The sequence below is a fragment of the Mycolicibacter sp. MU0102 genome (assembly GCF_963378105.1).
Taxonomy (GTDB): Bacteria; Actinomycetota; Actinomycetes; order Mycobacteriales; family Mycobacteriaceae; genus Mycobacterium; species Mycobacterium holstebronense.
In genome coordinates this window covers 1,603,244-1,620,333 of sequence record NZ_OY726398.1, presented here as the reverse complement: position 1 = coordinate 1,620,333, position 17,090 = coordinate 1,603,244, and the positions used below count along the sequence as shown (strand labels likewise).

Here is a 17,090-nt window from a genome sequence, read left to right as displayed (position 1 = left end):
CGCTCCCCCGGCCCGACCGCCGTAGCATCGAGCACCAGATGAGTTTTGCTCACGCTGATCACAACTTTGCGCCGGTAAGGAAGATTTTCGGCATCCATGGCATAATCGGCGCTGTGACCGCCGCCTACTGCACCTCGTCCGGGGTTGCCTTGGTGGCTCGGCGGCATATCGATTTCAAGCGTGTTTGCAGCTGTCGCTGTCTGCCTTGATGTCGTAGAACCGCCCACCTGTATTTTCCAGCTGGCCGCCGGATCTGCGCCGCCGCCGGAGACAGACGCCGGTGAACCGCGCTCAATCCCGCCGGCTCCTCTTTGAAGGAGAATCGATGACCGCCACTCCGACTGCTCCCCCGAGCAAGGCCAAGCGCAGCGAGGCCCAGTGGGCGCTCGGTGAGACCGAACCGGTCAACCACAACGAGCAGTTCAAGCAGGAAGACCCGGCGCTGAACGTGCAGGCCCGGATCATCGACGTGTACTCCAAGCAGGGGTTCGACTCCATCAGCAAGGACGACCTGCGTGGGCGATTCCGCTGGATGGGCCTCTACACCCAGCGTGAGCAGGGCTACGACGGCACCTTCACCGGCGACGAGAACGCCGACCTGCTGGAGGCCAAGTACTTCATGATGCGGGTGCGCTGCGACGGTAAGGCGCTGTCGGCCGCCGCCATGCGGACGCTGGGTCAGATCTCCGTCGACTTCGCTCGCAACACCGCCGACATCTCCGACCGCCAGAACGTGCAGTACCACTGGATCGAGATCGAGAAGGTGCCGGAGATCTGGGACAGGCTGGCCGAAGTCGGCCTGCAGACCACCGAGGCCTGCGGCGACTGCCCCCGCGCCATGCTGGGTTCTCCGCTGGCCGGTGAATCCCTCGACGAGGTACTCGACCCGTCGTCCGCCCTCGACGAGATCGTCCGCCGCTACATCGGTAACCCGGACTTCGCCAACCTGCCGCGCAAGTTCAAGACCGCCGTTTCGGGCCTGCAGGACGTCGCCCACGAGGTCAACGACATCTCCTTCATCGGGGTCAACCACCCCGAGCACGGCCCCGGCCTGGACCTGTGGGTCGGTGGCGGGCTGTCGACCAACCCGATGCTGGCTCAGCGGCTCGGCGCCTGGGTGCCGCTGGACGAGGTGCCCGACGTTTGGGAAGCCGTCACCAGCTTGTACCGCGACTACGGCTACCGCCGGCTGCGTTCCAAGGCTCGGCTGAAGTTCCTGGTCAAGGACTGGGGGCCTGAAAAATTCAGGGAAGTTCTCGAGCAGGAATACCTCAAGCGCCCGCTGATCGATGGCCCGGCGCCCGCGCAGCCCACCGCCCCCATCGACCACGTCGGTGTGCAGAAGACCCGCAATGGCCTCAACGCGGTCGGAGTGGCGCCGATCTCTGGACGGGTCAAGGGCCAGACGCTGGTCAAGGTGGCCGAGCTGATGGAGCAGGTCGGCACGGACCGGGCCCGGTTCACCACGCACCAGAAGCTGATCATCCTCGACGTGCCCGACGAGAAGCTCGAGGGCCTGCTCGCTGGACTCGATGAACTGGGACTCCCGGCCAACCCGTCGGCGTGGCGGCGTAATTTGATGGCCTGCACCGGTCTGGAATTCTGCAAGCTGTCGTTCGTCGAGACCCGGGTGCGGGCTCAGAGCCTGGTCCCCGAACTCGAGCAGCGCCTCGACGACCTCAACGCCGTCCTGGACGTGCCGGTCACGGTCAACATCAACGGTTGCCCGAACTCGTGCGCTCGTATCCAGGTGGCCGACATCGGGTTCAAGGGCCAGATGATCGACGACGGCGAGGGCAATTCGGTCCCCGGCTTCCAGGTGCACCTCGGCGGCAGCCTGGGCGCCGACAGCGGGTTCGGTCGCAAGCTGCGCCAGCACAAGGTCTACAGCGACGAACTCGGCGACTACATCGAGCGAGTCATACGCAACTTCATCAAACAGCGCAGCGCCGGTGAGCGTTTCGCCCAGTGGGCGGTGCGTGCCGAAGAAGACGATCTGCGATGAGGGTCCACAGCGAAGCGGAGTTGCGTGAGCTGGCCGCCAAGGGCGCGGCCGAGCTCGACGGCGCCAGCGCCACCGAGCTGCTGGAGTGGACGGACGCGAACTTCGGCGGGGTAAATGGGCTCGACGCTTCAACAGGACCCGCCTCCTGCAACTACGTGGTGGCCTCCAACATGGCCGACGCAGTGCTGGTGGATCTGGCGGCCAAGGTCCGCGCCGGAGTTCCGGTGCTGTTCCTTGACACCGGCTACCACTTCGCCGAGACCATCGGCACCCGCGACGCGGTGGAGTCGATGTACGACATCCAATTGGTCAACGTCACCCCGGAACAGACCGTGGCGGAGCAGGATGCGGCCCACGGCAAGGACCTGTTCGGATCCAATCCGGCACTGTGCTGCCGGCTGCGCAAGGTCGAGCCGCTGTCCCGCACGCTGCGCAACTACTCGGCGTGGGTCACCGGGCTGCGCCGGGTGGAAGCACCGACACGTGCCAACGCACCGCTGATCAGTTACGACGACCAGTTCGGACTGGTGAAGATCAACGCGATCGCAGCGTGGTCCGACGAGGAGTTCGACGCATACATCGTCGCCAACAACGTGCTGGTCAACCCGCTGATCGATGAAGGTTACCCGTCGATCGGCTGCGCGCCGTGCACGATCAAGCCGGCGGCCGGCGCCGATCCGCGCAGCGGACGCTGGGCCGGCCTGACCAAGACCGAATGCGGGCTTCACGCCTCGTGACCACCACGCTGGTGCTGACCGCACACGGCAGCCGGGATCCGCGCGCAGCGGCCAACACCCATGCGATCGCCGGGCATCTGCGCCGGGTGGCGCCCGAATACGCCGTGCGGGTGGCGTTCTGCGAACACAGCACCCCGAACCTGCGCGATGTGCTGCCCGAGACCGGTGGCAACGCCGGCGACACCATCGTCGTCCCCCTGCTGTTGGCCAGCGCCTACCACGCCCGCGTCGACATTCCGGCAATGATCGCGGAGTCCGGCGTCGCCGTGCGGGTCGCTCCGACACTGGGCGAGGACAGCCGCCTGGTGCAGGTTCTCGGCGAACGCCTTTCGAGCGCCGGTGCCTCGCGATTCGACCCCGAGCTGGGCGTGGTGGTGGTCGCGGTGGGCTCCTCGCGTCCGGCGGCCAACGCGCAGACCGCCACGATCGCGGCCCCACTGTCTCGCGGAACACGTTGGGCCGGAGTGGAAGTCGCCTTCGCCACTGAAGGTCCCCAGCCGTCGGTGCCCGAAGCCGTCGAACGGTTGCGGGCACGCGGTGCCACCAAGCTGATGATCGCCCCGTGGTTTTTGGCCCACGGCCGAATCACCGACCGGGTCGCTGCCTACGCCGCACAAGCGGGAATCCCGGTGGCCGAGCCGCTCGGCGCGCACCGCCTGGTGGCCGCGACCGTGCTGGACCGCGTCGAAGACGTCCTGACGGCGCAGAGCGCGGCCTGACGAACGGCGGTCCGCCCACGACCGCACCCCAGTGAAACCCGTCACAGCGCTCATCGCCACCCTTCGCTCTTAGTATGGTTAGCCTAACCTACGTAAGGAGCTTGGGTGACGTCCATGGGCGAGGATCCCCTTATCGCGAGAATGGTAATTCGTCGGCGGTTCGCGCTGCACGAATCGTGTACCAGGCTTCGCCAGCTCCATCCGCATTGCCCGCGAACCTACGGTGTCGCGGTTCTCGCTGACGTCAACAAGCGCCGATGGTTCCCGTTGGATTCGGTCTTCACCCTCGATCGCCTGCGGATCCGCTTCTACGAGACCGCCGCTTTGACCGATCGACGCGCGGCAGGAAACGTACTGGCTGCGCGCCTGATCCACGAAGTGTTGGGTCGGCTTCTCCCCCTGGTGCTGCTCGAGGGACGCGCGTGGGACACCGGGTTGGAGAACCTGTGGGTGCACTTCGACCGGGACAACGACATCGACTGGGTGGCCGTTGTCGACCCGACCGTGCGAGCGCTCCCCGACGATCCCTGGACCAACGAGAAGGACGAGCGCTGTTACACCGACACGGTGGTGGTGCTGCCGAGCGAGTCGGCCCTGACCACCTGGGCGGCCCACCGCTGCCACCGAACCTTGGCGCCGCTGTTCGTCTGGCTCCACTCGGTGTGCGAAGGAGCGATCTCGATCTCGTCGATGTGGCAGCTCCTGGGATCGACGGTGGTGGTGGCCGCCGCCCAGCTGCCGCGCCGCACCGAGCAGGACGAGGCCATCAGCTTCCGGCGAAGCCAGGCCATCCTGGACGCGATGGTCGGCTTCGGCCTGCCGGTGCGCGGGCCCGCCATGTCGGCAGTCCAGCCGAAGGCGGCTCTCCGTCGGGTCCCCACCAGCACGGTGTCGAGTTCGGGCGGTCCCCAACTGTGAACTCCCACCCCGACTTCTCAATGCTCGTCGGCTACGGCAGCGACATGGGCAACGCCGAGGATGCCGCCATGTCGTTCGCCGAAGCCTTCCAAGAAACCACCGGTCGCACCGCGGAAGCCGTCGAACTCAACCAAGTCGACATCACCGAGCTGCAGTCGACCACCCACCTCATCGTCGTCACCTCCACCTGGGGCGACGGCGAGTTTCCCGACAACGCCAATCTGTTCTGGGAAGCACTGAGCGCGGAGGCCGCCGACCGTCTCGAACACCTGAGTTTCGCCGTGCTCGCCCTCGGCGATACCGGCTACGACTTGTTCTGTAACGCCGGCCGATTGCTCGACGACCGTCTGGAGCAGCTGGGCGCCACCCGGTTGGCCGAACGCGTCGACATCGACGGGTCCTATGCCAAGCCGGCCGCGGCCTGGACGACCGACGTCGTCAAGCTCCTGGCAGCCGAGCACGCCACGCCCGCTGCCGGCGTGGTCGTGTCTAGCCGAGCGGCACACGCTCCCGACGAGGCCGCGCCGACCCACCCCGACCGGGACCACCCTTTCGAAGCCCGCGTGGTGGTCAACCGGCTGCTCACAAAACCCGGATCCGACAAGGAGGTCCGTCACTACGAGCTGGATCTCACCGGCTCCGGCATCGCCTATGCCGCAGGCGATTCCCTGGCCGTACATCCGACCAACGATCTCGCCCTCGTCGACGCCATCTTGGCCGAGTTCGGCCTGGGACCCGACCATACGGTGCCCGGCCACGACGAGCCCCTCGGTGCGCTGCTCACGCATAGCCTCGAGATCCGGACGCCGTCGCGGGCACTGCGGGAACTGACAGCGTCACGCACCCGCGATGAGCATGCCGCAGCCGCCCTTAACGGGAATACCGTTGCGGCACAGGGATCGTGGCTCTACGGCAGGGACGTACTCGACCTGATCAGACTGGGATCGCTGACTGCGGACGAGGTGATCGACACGCTGCGTCCGCTGCAGTACCGCGACTACTCGATAGCCTCGAGTCCGCTGGTCAGCCCCGACCACGTTCACCTGACCGTCGCGACCGTGCGTTACGGCCTCGCAAACCGCCGCTACGGCGGCGTGGCGACCACGTTCCTGGCCGATCGCGCCGACTCCGTCCACGTACACCTACGGCCCACCCACTCGTTCCGACTGCCCGGGCCCGACGTTCCGGTCATCATGATCGGCCCCGGGACCGGGGTGGCGCCGTTTCGAGCGTTTCTGCAAGAACGCCGCGCCGCCGGCGCGACGGGACGTTCGTGGCTGTTCTTCGGGAACCGGCGCCGGGACTCTGACTTCCTCTACCGCGACGAGTTCGAGGAGTACCTGCGGTCAGGGGTGCTGTCCCGGCTCGACCTTGCGTTCTCCCGCGACGGCGCCGCCGACGCACCGAACCGGTATGTCCAGCAACGCATGTGGGAGCATTCAACCGAGCTGTTCAGCTGGCTGGAAGAGGGTGCGCTGCTCTACGTGTGCGGTGATGCCGAGCGCATGGCCAAGGACGTCGACGCCGCATTGCACGCCATCGTGGCCAGCGCCGGCAACATGGACACCGCCGCGGCGCACGCGTATGTCAACCAGCTCATCAAGACGCACCGGTACCTGCGGGACGTCTACTAAACCTTCCCCGCGCGGTCCGGCGCGGGGAAGGCCTCCCGCTGTTACGCGGGCACCGGTGCGTCGACCGCCACGTCACTCAGCGGCGGCACCCGGGTGGCCCGCACGTAGACGGTGTCCCCCTCGGCCAACGCGAGCGCTTCGGCGTCCCCGCGGGTGATCTGGGCAGTGAACGGCACTCCAGTGGCGGCGTTGGTGAGCTCGACTCGCACCTCGAAGCCCAGCGCCACCACCCGGTCGACGGTGGCACGCAGCACGCCGACCCCGTCGGCGCCGTCGACCGTCGCCGCGGACACCGCCATGTCGGGGGTGCGGCCGACCCGGATGTCGTGCGGACGGACCAGGGCCCCGTTGAGCGAGGACACCGCACCCAAGAACGACATGACGAACGCGTTCGCCGGAGCGTCGTAGACCTCGGTCGGGGTGCCGAGCTGCTCGATGCGGCCCTGGTTCAGCACGGCGATCCGGTCTGCGACGTCCAGCGCCTCGGCCTGGTCGTGGGTGACCAGCACCGTGGTGACGTGCACCTCGTCGTGCAGGCGGCGCAGCCAAGCCCGCAGGTCTTCCCTAACCTTGGCGTCCAACGCCCCGAACGGCTCGTCGAGCAGCAACACCTGCGGGTCCACCGCAAGGGCCCGTGCCAGTGCCATCCGCTGGCGCTGACCGCCGGAGAGCTGGTTGGGATAGCGGGTCTGGAAACCGCTGAGCCCCACCACTTCCAGCAGGTTGTCTACCTTGTCCTTGATCTCTGCCTTGGGCCGCTTGCGGATCTTGAGCCCGAACGCCACGTTGTCGCGCACCGTCATGTGCTTGAACGCCGCGTAGTGCTGGAAGACGAACCCGATCCCGCGCCGCTGCGGCGGCACACCGGTGACGTCGACTCCGTTGATGGTGACCGTTCCGCTGTCCGGGTGGTCCAGGCCGGCGATGGCCCGCAGCAGCGTCGATTTACCCGAGCCGCTGGGGCCGAGCAGGGCCGTGAGCGAACCGGACGGGACCGCGAAGTCGACGTTATCCAATGCGACGAAGTCGCCGTAGCGCTTGTTCGCCCCGCGCACCGTGATTGCGTTGCTCATTTGTTTCCCTTTCCGGCCCGAACGTCGAGCACCACCTGAACGATCAAGACCAACACCGACACTGTCATCAGCAGCGTGGACAAGGCGTAGGCGCCGTATTCGGCGCCGCGGTTGTAACGGTCAGACACCAGCAGCGTCAGCGTCTGGGACTTTCCGGGCAGATTCGACGACACGATCAACACCGCGCCGTACTCGCCGAGGGTGCGCGCCACTGTCAGCACGATCCCGTACGTCAGCCCCCAACGGATCGAGGGCAACGTGATCCGCCAGAACGTCTGCCACCAGCTCGAACCCAGCGTGGCCGACGCTTCCTCCATATCGGTGCCCAGTTCGTGCAGCACCGGTTCGACTTCCCGGATCACGAACGGCAGCGTGACGAAGATGCTGGCCAGCACGATGCCGGGCAGGCCGAAGATGATCTTGAAGCCCCAGTCGTTCTCGACGAAGCCCAACAACCCGGCAGATCCCCACAGCACGACCAGCGCCACACCGACGATCACCGGAGAGACCGCGAAGGGCAGATCAATGACCGCCTGCAGCACGCCCTTGCCGCGGAACTTATTGCGCGCCAATACCAATGCCGTCGGAATACCGAAGATGACATTCAGCGGCACCACAATCGCCACCACCAGCAGCGACAGCTGCAGTGCCGAGATGGCAGCCGGTGTGGAGATGTAGTCGACGAACTGCCCGAAACCGGGCTCGAAGCTGCGCCACAGGATCAGCGACACCGGGACGATCAACAGCAAGCTGACGTAGGCCACCGCCAGGAAGCGGAACAGATAGCGGAATTTCCGTGTCGACGTCATATCAGGACCTCTCCTGCCGCTTGCTCACTCGCGATCCCAGCACCCGCAACGCGAGCAGCACCAGGAACGAAACCCCGAGCAGCACCAACGAGATCGCCGCCGCACCGGTGCGGTCGTCGTTCTCGATCAGCGTGCGGATCCACTGCGAGGACACTTCGGTCTTACCGGGCACCGCGCCACCGATCAACACCACCGAGCCGAACTCGCCGATCGCCCGCGAGAACGCCAGCCCCGCCCCCGTCAGTAGTGCCGGGGTCAGTGCCGGTAGCACCACCGCGCGGAAGATGGTCAGCCCGGAGGCACCCAGCGACGCGGCCGCTTCCTCGACCTCCCGGTCGATCTCCAGCAGCACTGGTTGCACGGACCGCACCACGAAGGGCAACGTGACGAACGCCAGCGCCAGGCCGACGCCCCAGGCGGTGTGCTGCAGGTGCACGTGCACCGGGCTGGCAGGGCCGTAGAGCGCCAGCATCACCAGACTCGCGACGATGGTGGGCAACGCGAACGGCAGATCGATGATCACATCGATGAAGCGCTTGCCAAAGAAGTCGTCGCGCACCAGGACCCAGGCGATCAATAGGCCGAACACCAGGTTGAGCACCGTGACGCCGGCTGCGATGGTCAGCGTCACCCGGAACGACTGCAGTGCAGCGTGCGAGCTGACCGCCAACTGAAACGCGCGCCATCCACCGCCGCCCGCCTGCCAGGCGATCGCGGCCAGCGGCGCCAACACGATCAGCGACAGCCACACCGTGGCGGCACCGACGCGCAGCGACACCCCTTCACGCCGGAATTTCGAATGGCTGCCACCCTCGCCGGGCCGAGTCTCCTCGGTGACCAGTGCCGCGCTCATCCGGTGACCCGGGTGTAGATCTTGGTGATGGCGCCACTCGACTTATCGAAGAGGGAGTTGTCGACGACGTCCCACCCGCCGAGGTCGGCGATCGTCCACAGCTTGTCGGGATCCGGGAACGCGTGGCGGAACTCGTCGGCGATGCTCGGGTCGGCCGGACGGAACCCGGCTTCGGCCCAGAGGCGCTGCGCCGCCGCCGTGTACTGGAAATTCTTGAACGCGGTGACGGTGTCCAGGTGGCGGCTGGAGGTCACCACAGCCAACGGGTTCTCGATCTTGAAGGTCTGCGACGGGTTGACGTGCTCCACCGGTTTGCCCTTGCGCTCGACCGCGATGGCCTCGTTCTCGTAGCTGATCAGCACGTCGCCACTGCCCTGCAGGAACACATCGGTGGCCTCGCGACCAGAGCCCGGGCGCAGCTTGAAATGGTCACTGACCAGCTTTTCGATGAAGTCCAGGCCGGCCTGCGGGTTCTTGCCGCCCTCGCTTTTGACGGCGTACGGAGCCAGCAGATTCCATTTGGCAGATCCAGAGCTCAGTGGGCTGGGGCTGATCACTTCGACCCCGGGCCGCAGCAGGTCGTCCCAGCCGTTGATGTGCTTGGGATTGCCCTGCCGGACTACCAAAGTCACCACCGAACCGAACGGGATACCCCTGGTGACATCGGCGTTCCAGTCCTCGGCGACCTTGCCGGCCTTCACCAGTCGAGTGACGTCGGGTTCCACCGAGAAGTTCACGATGTCGGCGGGCTTGCCGCTGGCAACGCCGCGGGACTGATCGCCCGATGCGCCGTAGGAGGTGACGACCTGAACATCGGCGCCCTCCTTGGTGTTGTAGAAGGCCGGGATCACCTTGCTCCAACCGGGTTCGGGAACCGCGTAGGCCACCAGCGTCAGGGTGGTGTGCGCATCCGAGCGCTCGCCACCTCCAACGACATCGCTGGGTCCACCGCCACACCCGGCGAGTGTGGTGACTGCCGTGGCGGCAGCCAGTGCCAGCGCGATGCTGCGCGCGATGGTATTGGGCATTGATGACCTTTCCGGGCGAATCCGTTTAGACGTCGGCAAGAATGCTTGTCCGTCGGATCGCGAAAGGCGTTCGATTCAGAGAACGTGCGTCAACAAAGACGACACCGGCACGCCGACGGTTGCGGTATCAACGACAACAGTGCAGGTCGGCCACAGCGGAAGTGATCACGGCGAGCTTCGGGAACGCCAAAAACTGGCGCTGCCGGTCACCGGTCGCTGCGAACATGCGGGGAAGCATAACAGAGGTCGACGCGGGTAACTCTGGGCCCGGTACGGCGGGTCTAACGGGTCAACGCGTCAGCAGCCAGCTGACGATCACCAGCACAATCAGGCTGACCAGCACCAGCGTCACCTGCGAACGAGGCATCAGCGGGCCCCACCGTCACGACCGTGCCGGACACGCTCCTGCACCCGAATTCCCTCCCCCAGTACCGCGTCCAACACCGAGGCCAAGCCGTAGGCCAGCAACAACACCACCGGCATCACCACTGCGGTCTGTACCACGAAGCCGAGGCCCGACAGCCACAGCTCAACACCGTCCCACCAGCTCAGAAAGCCCACCACCCCCATGACTCTAGCGGCGATCGCAAGCGCGGCGAAGCCGGGCGAAGCGGATCGCCGCCATCGACACAGCGGCGATCGCTAGCGCGGCGAAGCCGGGCGAAGCGGAGGTCAGCCGATCCGGGTAGACGTGCGCCATGCCGCCAGCGATGATGACGGAATGGACCTGCACACCCCGCCGGGCGATGCACCCGCCAAGACCGCCCCTGACGTCGCCACGCCGGCCGGAGGCACCCACACCGCTGTCCCGACGACACCACCGCTGTCGGCGACCGCCCCAGTGCCCTATGCGGCGACACAAAGCCAGGTCCGCAATCCGTTTCCCCCGATCGCCGACTACGCGTTTCTCTCAGACTGCGAGAACACCTGCCTGATCTCGGCAGCGGGCTCGGTGGAGTGGATGTGCCTGCCGCGCCCGGACTCCCCCAGCGTCTTCGGTGCCCTGTTGGACCGCAGCGCCGGGCATTTTCGGCTCGGCCCCTACGGAGTGTCGGTGCCCGCGGCCCGGCGCTACCTGCCCGGCAGTCCCATCATGGAAACCACCTGGCAGACCCACACCGGATGGTTGATCGTGCGCGACGCCTTGGTGATGGGTAAGTGGCACGACATCGAGGCCCGGTCGCAGACTCACCGGCGCACCCCCACCGACTGGGACGCCGAACACATCCTGCTGCGCACGGTGCGTTGCGTCAGCGGCACCGTCGAGCTGACTATGAGCTGCGAGCCGGCCTTCGACTATCACCGCACCAGCGCCACCTGGGAGTACTCGGCCAACGCCTACGGCGAGGCGATCGCGCGGGCCCGGCAGAATCCGGACGCCCACCCGACGCTGCGACTGACGACGAATCTGCGGCTCGGGCTGGAGGGCCGGGAAGCCCGAGCCCGCACCCGGCTCACTGAGGGCGACGACGTCTTCGTGGCCTTGAGCTGGTCGAAACACCCTGCGCCGCAAAGCTATGCCGAAGCCGCAGACAAGATGTGGAACACCACCGAGTGCTGGCGGCAATGGATCAACATCGGAAACTTCCCCGACCATCCGTGGCGCTCATATCTGCAGCGCAGCGCGCTGACGCTCAAGGGCCTGACCTACTCACCGACCGGGGCGCTGCTGGCTGCGCCCACCACGTCGCTGCCGGAAACGCCTCAGGGCGAACGGAATTGGGACTACCGGTACAGCTGGGTGCGGGACTCGGCGTTCACGCTATGGGGCCTGTACACACTGGGGCTGGACCGCGAGGCCGACGACTTCTTCTCATTCATCGCCGACGTATCCGGCGTCAACAACGGGCAGCAGCACCCGTTGCAGGTGATGTATGGCGTCGGCGGGGAGCATGAACTGGTCGAGCAGGAGCTCGATCACCTGTCCGGCTACGACAACGCCCGTCCGGTGCGGATCGGCAATGGCGCCTACAACCAGCAACAGCACGACATCTGGGGCACCATGCTGGACTCGGTCTACCTGCACGCCAAGTCCCGCGAGCAGATCCCAGAAACCCTGTGGCCGGTGCTGAAACGTCAGGTGGAAGAGGCGATCAAGCACTGGCGCGAACCGGACCGAGGCATCTGGGAGGTGCGCGGCGAACCGCAGCACTTCACCTCGTCGAAGGTGATGTGCTGGGTGGCGCTGGACCGCGGGTCGAAACTGGCCGAGCTGCAGGGCGCGGTCTCCTACGCCAAGCAGTGGCGGGCGATCGCCGAGGAGATCAAGGCTGACGTGCTGGCCAACGGCGTGGATTCCCGCGGCGTGCTGACCCAGACCTACGGCAGCACGGCGCTGGACGCATCGTTGCTGCTGGTGGTGCTCACCCGGTTCCTGCCGGCCGATGACCCGCGGGTGCGCGCCACCGTTATGGCGATCGCCGAAGAACTCACCGAAGACGGTCTGGTGCTGCGCTATCGGACCGAGGAGACCGACGACGGGCTGTCCGGCGCCGAGGGCACCTTCACCATCTGCTCGTTCTGGCTGGTCTCGGCGTTGGTGGAGATCGGCGAGGTCAGCCGGGCCAAGCATCTGTGTGAGCGGCTGTTGTCGTTCGCCAGCCCGTTGCACCTCTACGCCGAGGAGATCGAGCCCCGCACCGGCCGGCACCTGGGCAACTTCCCGCAGGCCTTCACGCACCTGGCGCTGATCAACGCGGTCGTCCACGTGATTCGGGCCGAGGAGGAGGCCGACTCCACCGGAGGTTTCCAGCCCGCGAACGCACCTATGTAGGGCTTGTACTTTCGCGCGAGCGTTCGGCCGGGGATCAGCCGCTGAGGTTGCGGACCTTGTCCAGCATCGCCCGAGCCAGGTCGGCGGCCGTGGTGTCGCCGCTGGGCGGCGCACCGGAGTGGTCATCGTCCTCGACGAACCAGAACACATCAATGTCGACGATGCAGTTCACCCGCGCCGCGAGCGCCCGCGAAACCCGTAGTCCCGCTTCACCGTCCACACTGGTGCGCACAGTGGCCACCAATACCGCGTCCTGGTTGGAGACGTCGGTGACCTCGCCGCTGGCCTCGCTGTCAGCCCCGCTGTCCCGCGTCACCACTACCCCATCGCAGCTGCCCCACTGCTGGACGAACTTCTCGAAGAGCGCGTCGGCGTCTGCGGCACTGTCCAGTGCGATGACCGCCTCGCCCACCCCGGTCAGCGGCGAGTCGTCGCTGGAGCTGTCCCAGAACTCATGGGCGGCGTCGCGCACCCGGGCGGCGCTGTAGACGCTGCGCTGACCGCCCACCGCCGCGCCGACACAGTCTTGTGGCTCGGCCGACTCCCACGCGTCGGGTAGCTCGTCGAGGCCGCCGAACCGCGGCGGCAGCGAGGGGTCGCTGCGGAAGGGCTGGCGGGTCAGCTTCGACAGCTCAGAGTCATCGAGCAACACCTGCCGGACCGCCATCCCGGTCACGGGCGTGGGCGCCAATCCGGGTGCGGGCCGGACCGTTCCGGAGACCACCGTGGTGCACCCGCTGGCCAGCAGCACGACCGCGACCGCGCCCACCGCGATTGCGCCCGCCCGGGAGGCCACTACTTCTTGGCCTTATCTCCGGCAGGACCCGCGCTGTCGGTTGACAGTGCCGCGACGAATGCCTCCTGCGGCACGTCGACCCGACCGATGGTCTTCATCCGCTTCTTGCCCTCTTTCTGCTTTTCCAGCAGCTTGCGCTTACGGGTGATGTCACCGCCGTAGCACTTGGACAGCACGTCCTTGCGGATGGCCCGGATGTTTTCGCGGGCAATGATTCTCGAGCCGATAGCGGCCTGCACCGGCACTTCGAACTGCTGCCGCGGGATCAGCTCCTTGAGCTTGGTGGTCATCTTGTTGCCGTACGCCGAGGCCGAGTCCTTGTGGACGATCGCACTGAACGCGTCCACCGCCTCGCCCTGCAGCAGGATATCGACCTTGACCAAGTCGGCCTCCTGCTCGCCGGCCTCCTCGTAGTCCAAACTGGCGTAGCCGCGAGTGCGCGACTTCAGCGAGTCGAAGAAGTCAAAGATGATCTCGCCCAACGGCATCGTGTAGCGCAGCTCGACCCGCTCCGGTGAGAGGTAGTCCATGCCGCCGAGTTCCCCACGGCGAGACTGGCACAGTTCCATGATGGTGCCGACGAACTCGCTCGGCGCGATCACGGTGGTCTTGACGACGGGCTCAAAGACGGTGCGGATCTTGCCTTCCGGCCAGTCCGACGGGTTGGTGACGATGATCTCGCTGTTGTCCTCGGCGATCACCCGGTAGACGACGTTGGGTGCGGTGGAGATCAGGTCGAGGTTGAACTCGCGCTCTAGCCGCTCGCGGGTGATCTCCATGTGCAGCAGACCCAGGAAGCCGCAGCGGAAACCGAAGCCCAGCGCCACCGACGTTTCCGGCTCGTAGGTCAGAGCCGCGTCGTTGAGCTGCAGTTTGTCCAGCGCCTCGCGCAGGTTCGGGTAGTCCGACCCGTCTACCGGATACAGCCCGGAATAGACCATCGGCTTGGGCTCACGGTATCCCGTCAGCGCCTCGGTAGCGCCGTTGCGTGCGGAGGTGACGGTGTCACCCACCTTGGATTGGCGCACGTCCTTCACGCCGGTGATCAGGTAACCCACCTCGCCGACGCCAAGCCCCTTGGTGGCCTTGGGTTCCGGGGAGACGATGCCGACCTCGAGCAGCTCGTGGGTGGCGCCGGTGGACATCATCGCGATCTTCTCGCGCGGGGTGATCCTGCCGTCGACGACACGGACGTAGGTGACCACGCCGCGGTAAATGTCGTAGACGGAGTCGAAGATCATCGCCCGCGCGGGCGCGTCGGCGTCGCCGGTGGGCGCTGGGACTTGCTTGACCACTTCGTCGAGCAGCTCGGCCACGCCTTCGCCGGTCTTGCCGGAAACCTTCAGCACGTCTTCCGGTTCGCAGCCGATGATGTGGGCCAGTTCCGCGGCGTAACGCTCTGGGTCAGCCGCGGGCAGGTCGATCTTGTTGAGCACCGGGATGATGGTCAGTTCACGGTCCAACGCCAGGTACAGGTTGGCCAGGGTCTGGGCTTCGATGCCCTGGGCCGCATCCACCAGCAGAATCGCGCCCTCGCAGGCCTCCAGCGCACGCGACACCTCATAGGTGAAGTCGACGTGACCAGGGGTGTCGATCAGATGCAGCACGTAATCGCCGGCTGTCGCACCGTTACGCGGGCCCGTCTCCGGGTCGTCCTTGACCGACCAGGGCAGCCGAACGTTCTGCGCCTTGATGGTGATGCCGCGTTCCCGCTCGATGTCCATTCGGTCCAGATACTGGGCACGCATCGATCGGTCGTCGACGACGCCGGTGAGCTGCAGCATCCGGTCGGCCAGGGTGGACTTGCCGTGGTCGATGTGGGCGATGATGCAGAAGTTCCGTATCTGCGCCGGCGCGGTGAAGGTCTGGTCGGCGAAACTGCTGATGGGAATCTCCTGGTGAACGGGGGGCGGTAGTGCCTTCTGCCTAGTCAGGGTAGCGAGGCGGAGGCTTCAAAACGAAACCCCCGGAGACCCATCTCCGGGGGTTTGCGTTTCCGAGCGACGATTACAGGTCAATCGCGAAGTAACCGCCGATGTCAGCCATGCCAGCCTGGAAGAAGAGTGCAGCGTCCTCCCAGGCACTTTCGCCGGCCAGACCTGCGGTGATCGCGGCGTCGGATCCGAACAGGTAGTCGGCCGCGTTCTCGACGTCGATCTGGTCGCCGCCATTGAGGATCGCGAACAACAGCACGTTGTTGCCGTCGATGAACTCCGTGAGCGCGCCGTTGAGCAGGCTGTAGGCGCCCGGGTCGGAGGAGATCTCGTTCTCCCAGTTGACGCCGTAGAGCAGCGTCCCGAAGGCGGCGTTCACGTCGTCTTTATCGATGGTCAGAAAGGGCTGGGCAGCGGAGGCGTCGATGACCTTGTCCCCGACACCGGCCATGGTGGCCTGCGACTCGAAGAGGAAGTTCATCGACTGAATTTCACTGGCCAGCACCGCGCCGAAGTCGAAGCCGGTCGAGTCGTCGGCAGCCGCCAACGGCGCCAACGCGAGTGCCATACCAGCGGCAAAGCTGCCGAGCACGCCGATTTTCCGCATGTCCATTCCCCCCAAAATGCCCTTCAACCTCACTGCCCGGCGGCCGGTTTTCCCCACCCCCGCCGGCGGCTCCCCCCAGCACCTTTGCTGCAAGCCGGATTAAATCTAACAAAGGCCTGTGATCAATACAAGTGAATATTCACTTTTACTTTGGCTTCCTGGGATTCTTCCCCCACCCTCCCCCAAGGTGAACCGGGTTTGCGCACGTCAGCTCGTCTCCGTAGTCACAGGCTGGGCCGTCCGTACCCACGCATCGGATGTCTGAGGAATCTCCAAGTGAACGAGCGGAACGACGGTGCCGCAGCAAGACGAAGCCCCCGGAGACGGTCCTCCGGGGGCCTCGCTTCGGGCCGCGGCTAAGCGCTGAAGATGCCGAAGTAACCCAGCAGGTCACCCAAGGCGAACTGGAAGTAGCTTGAGGCCTCCATCCAGCCGTTGTCGGCGTTGTCAGCGATGGTCATCGCGCTGGTGCCGCCGAACAGGTCCCCACTGTCCCAGTCGAGCTTGTCGCCGCCGTTCATCATCGCGAACAGTAGCGAGTTGATGCCGTCGTCAAACGGAACCATCGCGCCGTTGTAGACGTTGTAGGCGCCCGGGTCGGTTGCCAGCCCCGCCAAGGTCGGGTTCAGTCCGTAGACGAGGTAGTCGAACAAGGTCTTGCCATCGTCCTGCACCGTCGGAATGGCTGCCGACTTGATGGTGTCGAAGTCACCTGCAGGAGTGTTGATGTCGCTAGCAGGGACGCCCGCCAGGAAGGTGTCGGTGCCGAAGAGGAAGTTCATCGACCCGATCTCGCTGCTTACGAGGGGCGCCAATGGGTCGGTGACCGGGGCCGGGTCGGCCGAAGCCAACGGGGCCAATACGAAAGCCGCGCCGGCGGCGAAGCCACCAACGACGACGATTTTGCGCATGTTCATGTTCAATGCCTTTCGCGATGTCTCTGGTTGGCGGTCACCCGCCCCAGGAGCCCCCCAGCACTATCACTGAAAGCCGCAGGGGCTCTGTCAGTTTCACTAATCTGGTTACGATTGAAACCCTGCGTGATTGTTGCGCAAATCCATATACCTCCTGATAGCCCCTCGGTGCACAGAAGGACCCGGGCGATCACACGCCGGCCTCAGCCAAGGCATCAATTGCCGGCGAACGCCATGCCGTACATGTCGTTCCGGGCGGTGACTTGCCCCACGTCAAGCACCCCCGGAGG

Annotated in this window: 16 protein-coding genes; 7 read left to right on the top strand and 9 right to left on the bottom strand. The window is 65.9% G+C overall.

The window, feature by feature from the left end; all coding sequences use genetic code 11:
* The first annotated feature begins 38 nt into the window (after positions 1-38).
* The 6 genes from RCP37_RS22180 to RCP37_RS07560 all read left to right on the top strand — a co-directional run bounded on the left by RCP37_RS22180 (position 39) and on the right by RCP37_RS07560 (position 6,013).
* Entirely contained in the window at positions 39-209 is a 171-nt protein-coding gene (locus tag RCP37_RS22180) for an Ms4527A family Cys-rich leader peptide (RefSeq protein ID WP_350223005.1), read from the top strand.
* A 116-nt stretch (positions 210-325) separates the two neighbouring features.
* A complete protein-coding gene (locus RCP37_RS07580) occupies positions 326-2,005 on the top strand; it encodes a nitrite/sulfite reductase (RefSeq protein WP_308486298.1) in 1,680 nt (559 codons plus the stop codon).
* On the top strand, positions 2,002-2,742 hold the full coding sequence (locus RCP37_RS07575) for a phosphoadenylyl-sulfate reductase (protein ID WP_308486297.1): 741 nt from the start codon (positions 2,002-2,004) through the stop codon (positions 2,740-2,742). Before RCP37_RS07580 ends, RCP37_RS07575 begins: the two co-directional genes overlap by 4 nt.
* Positions 2,721-3,461: a sirohydrochlorin chelatase gene (locus tag RCP37_RS07570; protein WP_308486296.1), complete on the top strand. Its 741-nt coding sequence runs from the start codon at positions 2,721-2,723 to the stop codon at positions 3,459-3,461. The genes RCP37_RS07575 and RCP37_RS07570 overlap by 22 nt, the downstream gene beginning before the upstream one ends.
* Before the next feature lie 105 nt (positions 3,462-3,566).
* On the top strand, positions 3,567-4,379 hold the full coding sequence (locus RCP37_RS07565) for an iron reductase (protein ID WP_373693120.1): 813 nt from the start codon (positions 3,567-3,569) through the stop codon (positions 4,377-4,379).
* Positions 4,376-6,013: a diflavin oxidoreductase gene (locus tag RCP37_RS07560; protein WP_308486294.1), complete on the top strand. Its 1,638-nt coding sequence runs from the start codon at positions 4,376-4,378 to the stop codon at positions 6,011-6,013. The genes RCP37_RS07565 and RCP37_RS07560 overlap by 4 nt, the downstream gene beginning before the upstream one ends.
* Before the next feature lie 41 nt (positions 6,014-6,054).
* Here RCP37_RS07560 and RCP37_RS07555 read toward each other — a convergent pair whose 3' ends face one another.
* From RCP37_RS07555 to RCP37_RS07535, 5 genes are all read right to left on the bottom strand, one after another.
* The gene (locus RCP37_RS07555; protein WP_308486293.1) at positions 6,055-7,086 is read right to left on the bottom strand and encodes a sulfate/molybdate ABC transporter ATP-binding protein; all 1,032 of its coding nucleotides are present in this window, start codon (positions 7,084-7,086) and stop codon (positions 6,055-6,057) included.
* Positions 7,083-7,895, bottom strand: coding sequence for a sulfate ABC transporter permease subunit CysW (gene cysW / locus RCP37_RS07550; RefSeq protein ID WP_308486292.1), 813 nt, complete (start codon positions 7,893-7,895; stop codon positions 7,083-7,085). Before cysW ends, RCP37_RS07555 begins: the two co-directional genes overlap by 4 nt.
* A 1-nt stretch (position 7,896) precedes the next feature.
* A complete protein-coding gene (gene cysT, locus RCP37_RS07545; protein ID WP_308486291.1) occupies positions 7,897-8,748 on the bottom strand; it encodes a sulfate ABC transporter permease subunit CysT in 852 nt (283 codons plus the stop codon).
* Positions 8,745-9,776 (bottom strand): extracellular solute-binding protein, encoded by a 1,032-nt coding sequence (locus RCP37_RS07540; protein ID WP_308486290.1) that lies wholly within the window; start codon positions 9,774-9,776, stop codon positions 8,745-8,747. The genes cysT and RCP37_RS07540 overlap by 4 nt, the downstream gene beginning before the upstream one ends.
* 366 nt (positions 9,777-10,142) lie before the next feature.
* On the bottom strand, positions 10,143-10,340 hold the full coding sequence (locus tag RCP37_RS07535) for a hypothetical protein (protein ID WP_046283740.1): 198 nt from the start codon (positions 10,338-10,340) through the stop codon (positions 10,143-10,145).
* Positions 10,341-10,497: 157 nt separating this feature from the next.
* Here RCP37_RS07535 and RCP37_RS07530 point away from each other — a divergent pair, with 157 nt between their 5' ends.
* The gene (locus RCP37_RS07530; protein ID WP_308486289.1) at positions 10,498-12,549 is read left to right on the top strand and encodes a glycoside hydrolase family 15 protein; all 2,052 of its coding nucleotides are present in this window, start codon (positions 10,498-10,500) and stop codon (positions 12,547-12,549) included.
* 34 nt (positions 12,550-12,583) lie between these two features.
* Here the strand turns inward: RCP37_RS07530 and RCP37_RS07525 are convergent, their stop codons facing one another.
* The 4 genes from RCP37_RS07525 to RCP37_RS07510 all read right to left on the bottom strand — a co-directional run bounded on the left by RCP37_RS07525 (position 12,584) and on the right by RCP37_RS07510 (position 16,803).
* Positions 12,584-13,345, bottom strand: a complete 762-nt coding sequence (locus RCP37_RS07525) for a sensor domain-containing protein (protein WP_308486288.1) — start codon at positions 13,343-13,345, stop codon at positions 12,584-12,586.
* The gene (lepA, locus tag RCP37_RS07520; RefSeq protein WP_308486982.1) at positions 13,345-15,279 is read right to left on the bottom strand and encodes a translation elongation factor 4; all 1,935 of its coding nucleotides are present in this window, start codon (positions 15,277-15,279) and stop codon (positions 13,345-13,347) included. Before lepA ends, RCP37_RS07525 begins: the two co-directional genes overlap by 1 nt.
* A gap of 73 nt (positions 15,280-15,352) precedes the next feature.
* Positions 15,353-15,886 carry a hypothetical protein gene (locus tag RCP37_RS07515; protein WP_308486287.1) on the bottom strand — a complete coding sequence of 178 codons (534 nt, stop codon included), beginning with the start codon at positions 15,884-15,886 and terminating at the stop codon, positions 15,353-15,355.
* A gap of 356 nt (positions 15,887-16,242) precedes the next feature.
* On the bottom strand, positions 16,243-16,803 hold the full coding sequence (locus RCP37_RS07510) for a hypothetical protein (RefSeq protein WP_308486286.1): 561 nt from the start codon (positions 16,801-16,803) through the stop codon (positions 16,243-16,245).
* Between the last annotated feature and the right edge of the window lie 287 nt (positions 16,804-17,090).

Excerpts from the sequence above, each read along its gene's own strand:
- RCP37_RS22180 (WP_350223005.1), top strand. The coding sequence starts at position 39 with ATGAGTTTTGCTCACGCTGATCACAACTTTGCGCCGGTAAGGAAGATT.
- RCP37_RS07580 (WP_308486298.1), top strand. The coding sequence starts at position 326 with ATGACCGCCACTCCGACTGCTCCCCCGAGCAAGGCCAAGCGCAGCGAG.
- RCP37_RS07575 (WP_308486297.1), top strand. The coding sequence starts at position 2,002 with ATGAGGGTCCACAGCGAAGCGGAGTTGCGTGAGCTGGCCGCCAAGGGC.
- RCP37_RS07570 (WP_308486296.1), top strand. The coding sequence starts at position 2,721 with ATGCGGGCTTCACGCCTCGTGACCACCACGCTGGTGCTGACCGCACAC.
- RCP37_RS07555 (WP_308486293.1), bottom strand. The coding sequence starts at position 7,086 with ATGAGCAACGCAATCACGGTGCGCGGGGCGAACAAGCGCTACGGCGAC.
- cysW (WP_308486292.1), bottom strand. The coding sequence starts at position 7,895 with ATGACGTCGACACGGAAATTCCGCTATCTGTTCCGCTTCCTGGCGGTG.
- cysT (WP_308486291.1), bottom strand. The coding sequence starts at position 8,748 with ATGAGCGCGGCACTGGTCACCGAGGAGACTCGGCCCGGCGAGGGTGGC.
- RCP37_RS07540 (WP_308486290.1), bottom strand. The coding sequence starts at position 9,776 with ATGCCCAATACCATCGCGCGCAGCATCGCGCTGGCACTGGCTGCCGCC.
- RCP37_RS07530 (WP_308486289.1), top strand. The coding sequence starts at position 10,498 with ATGGACCTGCACACCCCGCCGGGCGATGCACCCGCCAAGACCGCCCCT.
- RCP37_RS07515 (WP_308486287.1), bottom strand. The coding sequence starts at position 15,886 with ATGCGGAAAATCGGCGTGCTCGGCAGCTTTGCCGCTGGTATGGCACTC.
- RCP37_RS07510 (WP_308486286.1), bottom strand. The coding sequence starts at position 16,803 with ATGAACATGCGCAAAATCGTCGTCGTTGGTGGCTTCGCCGCCGGCGCG.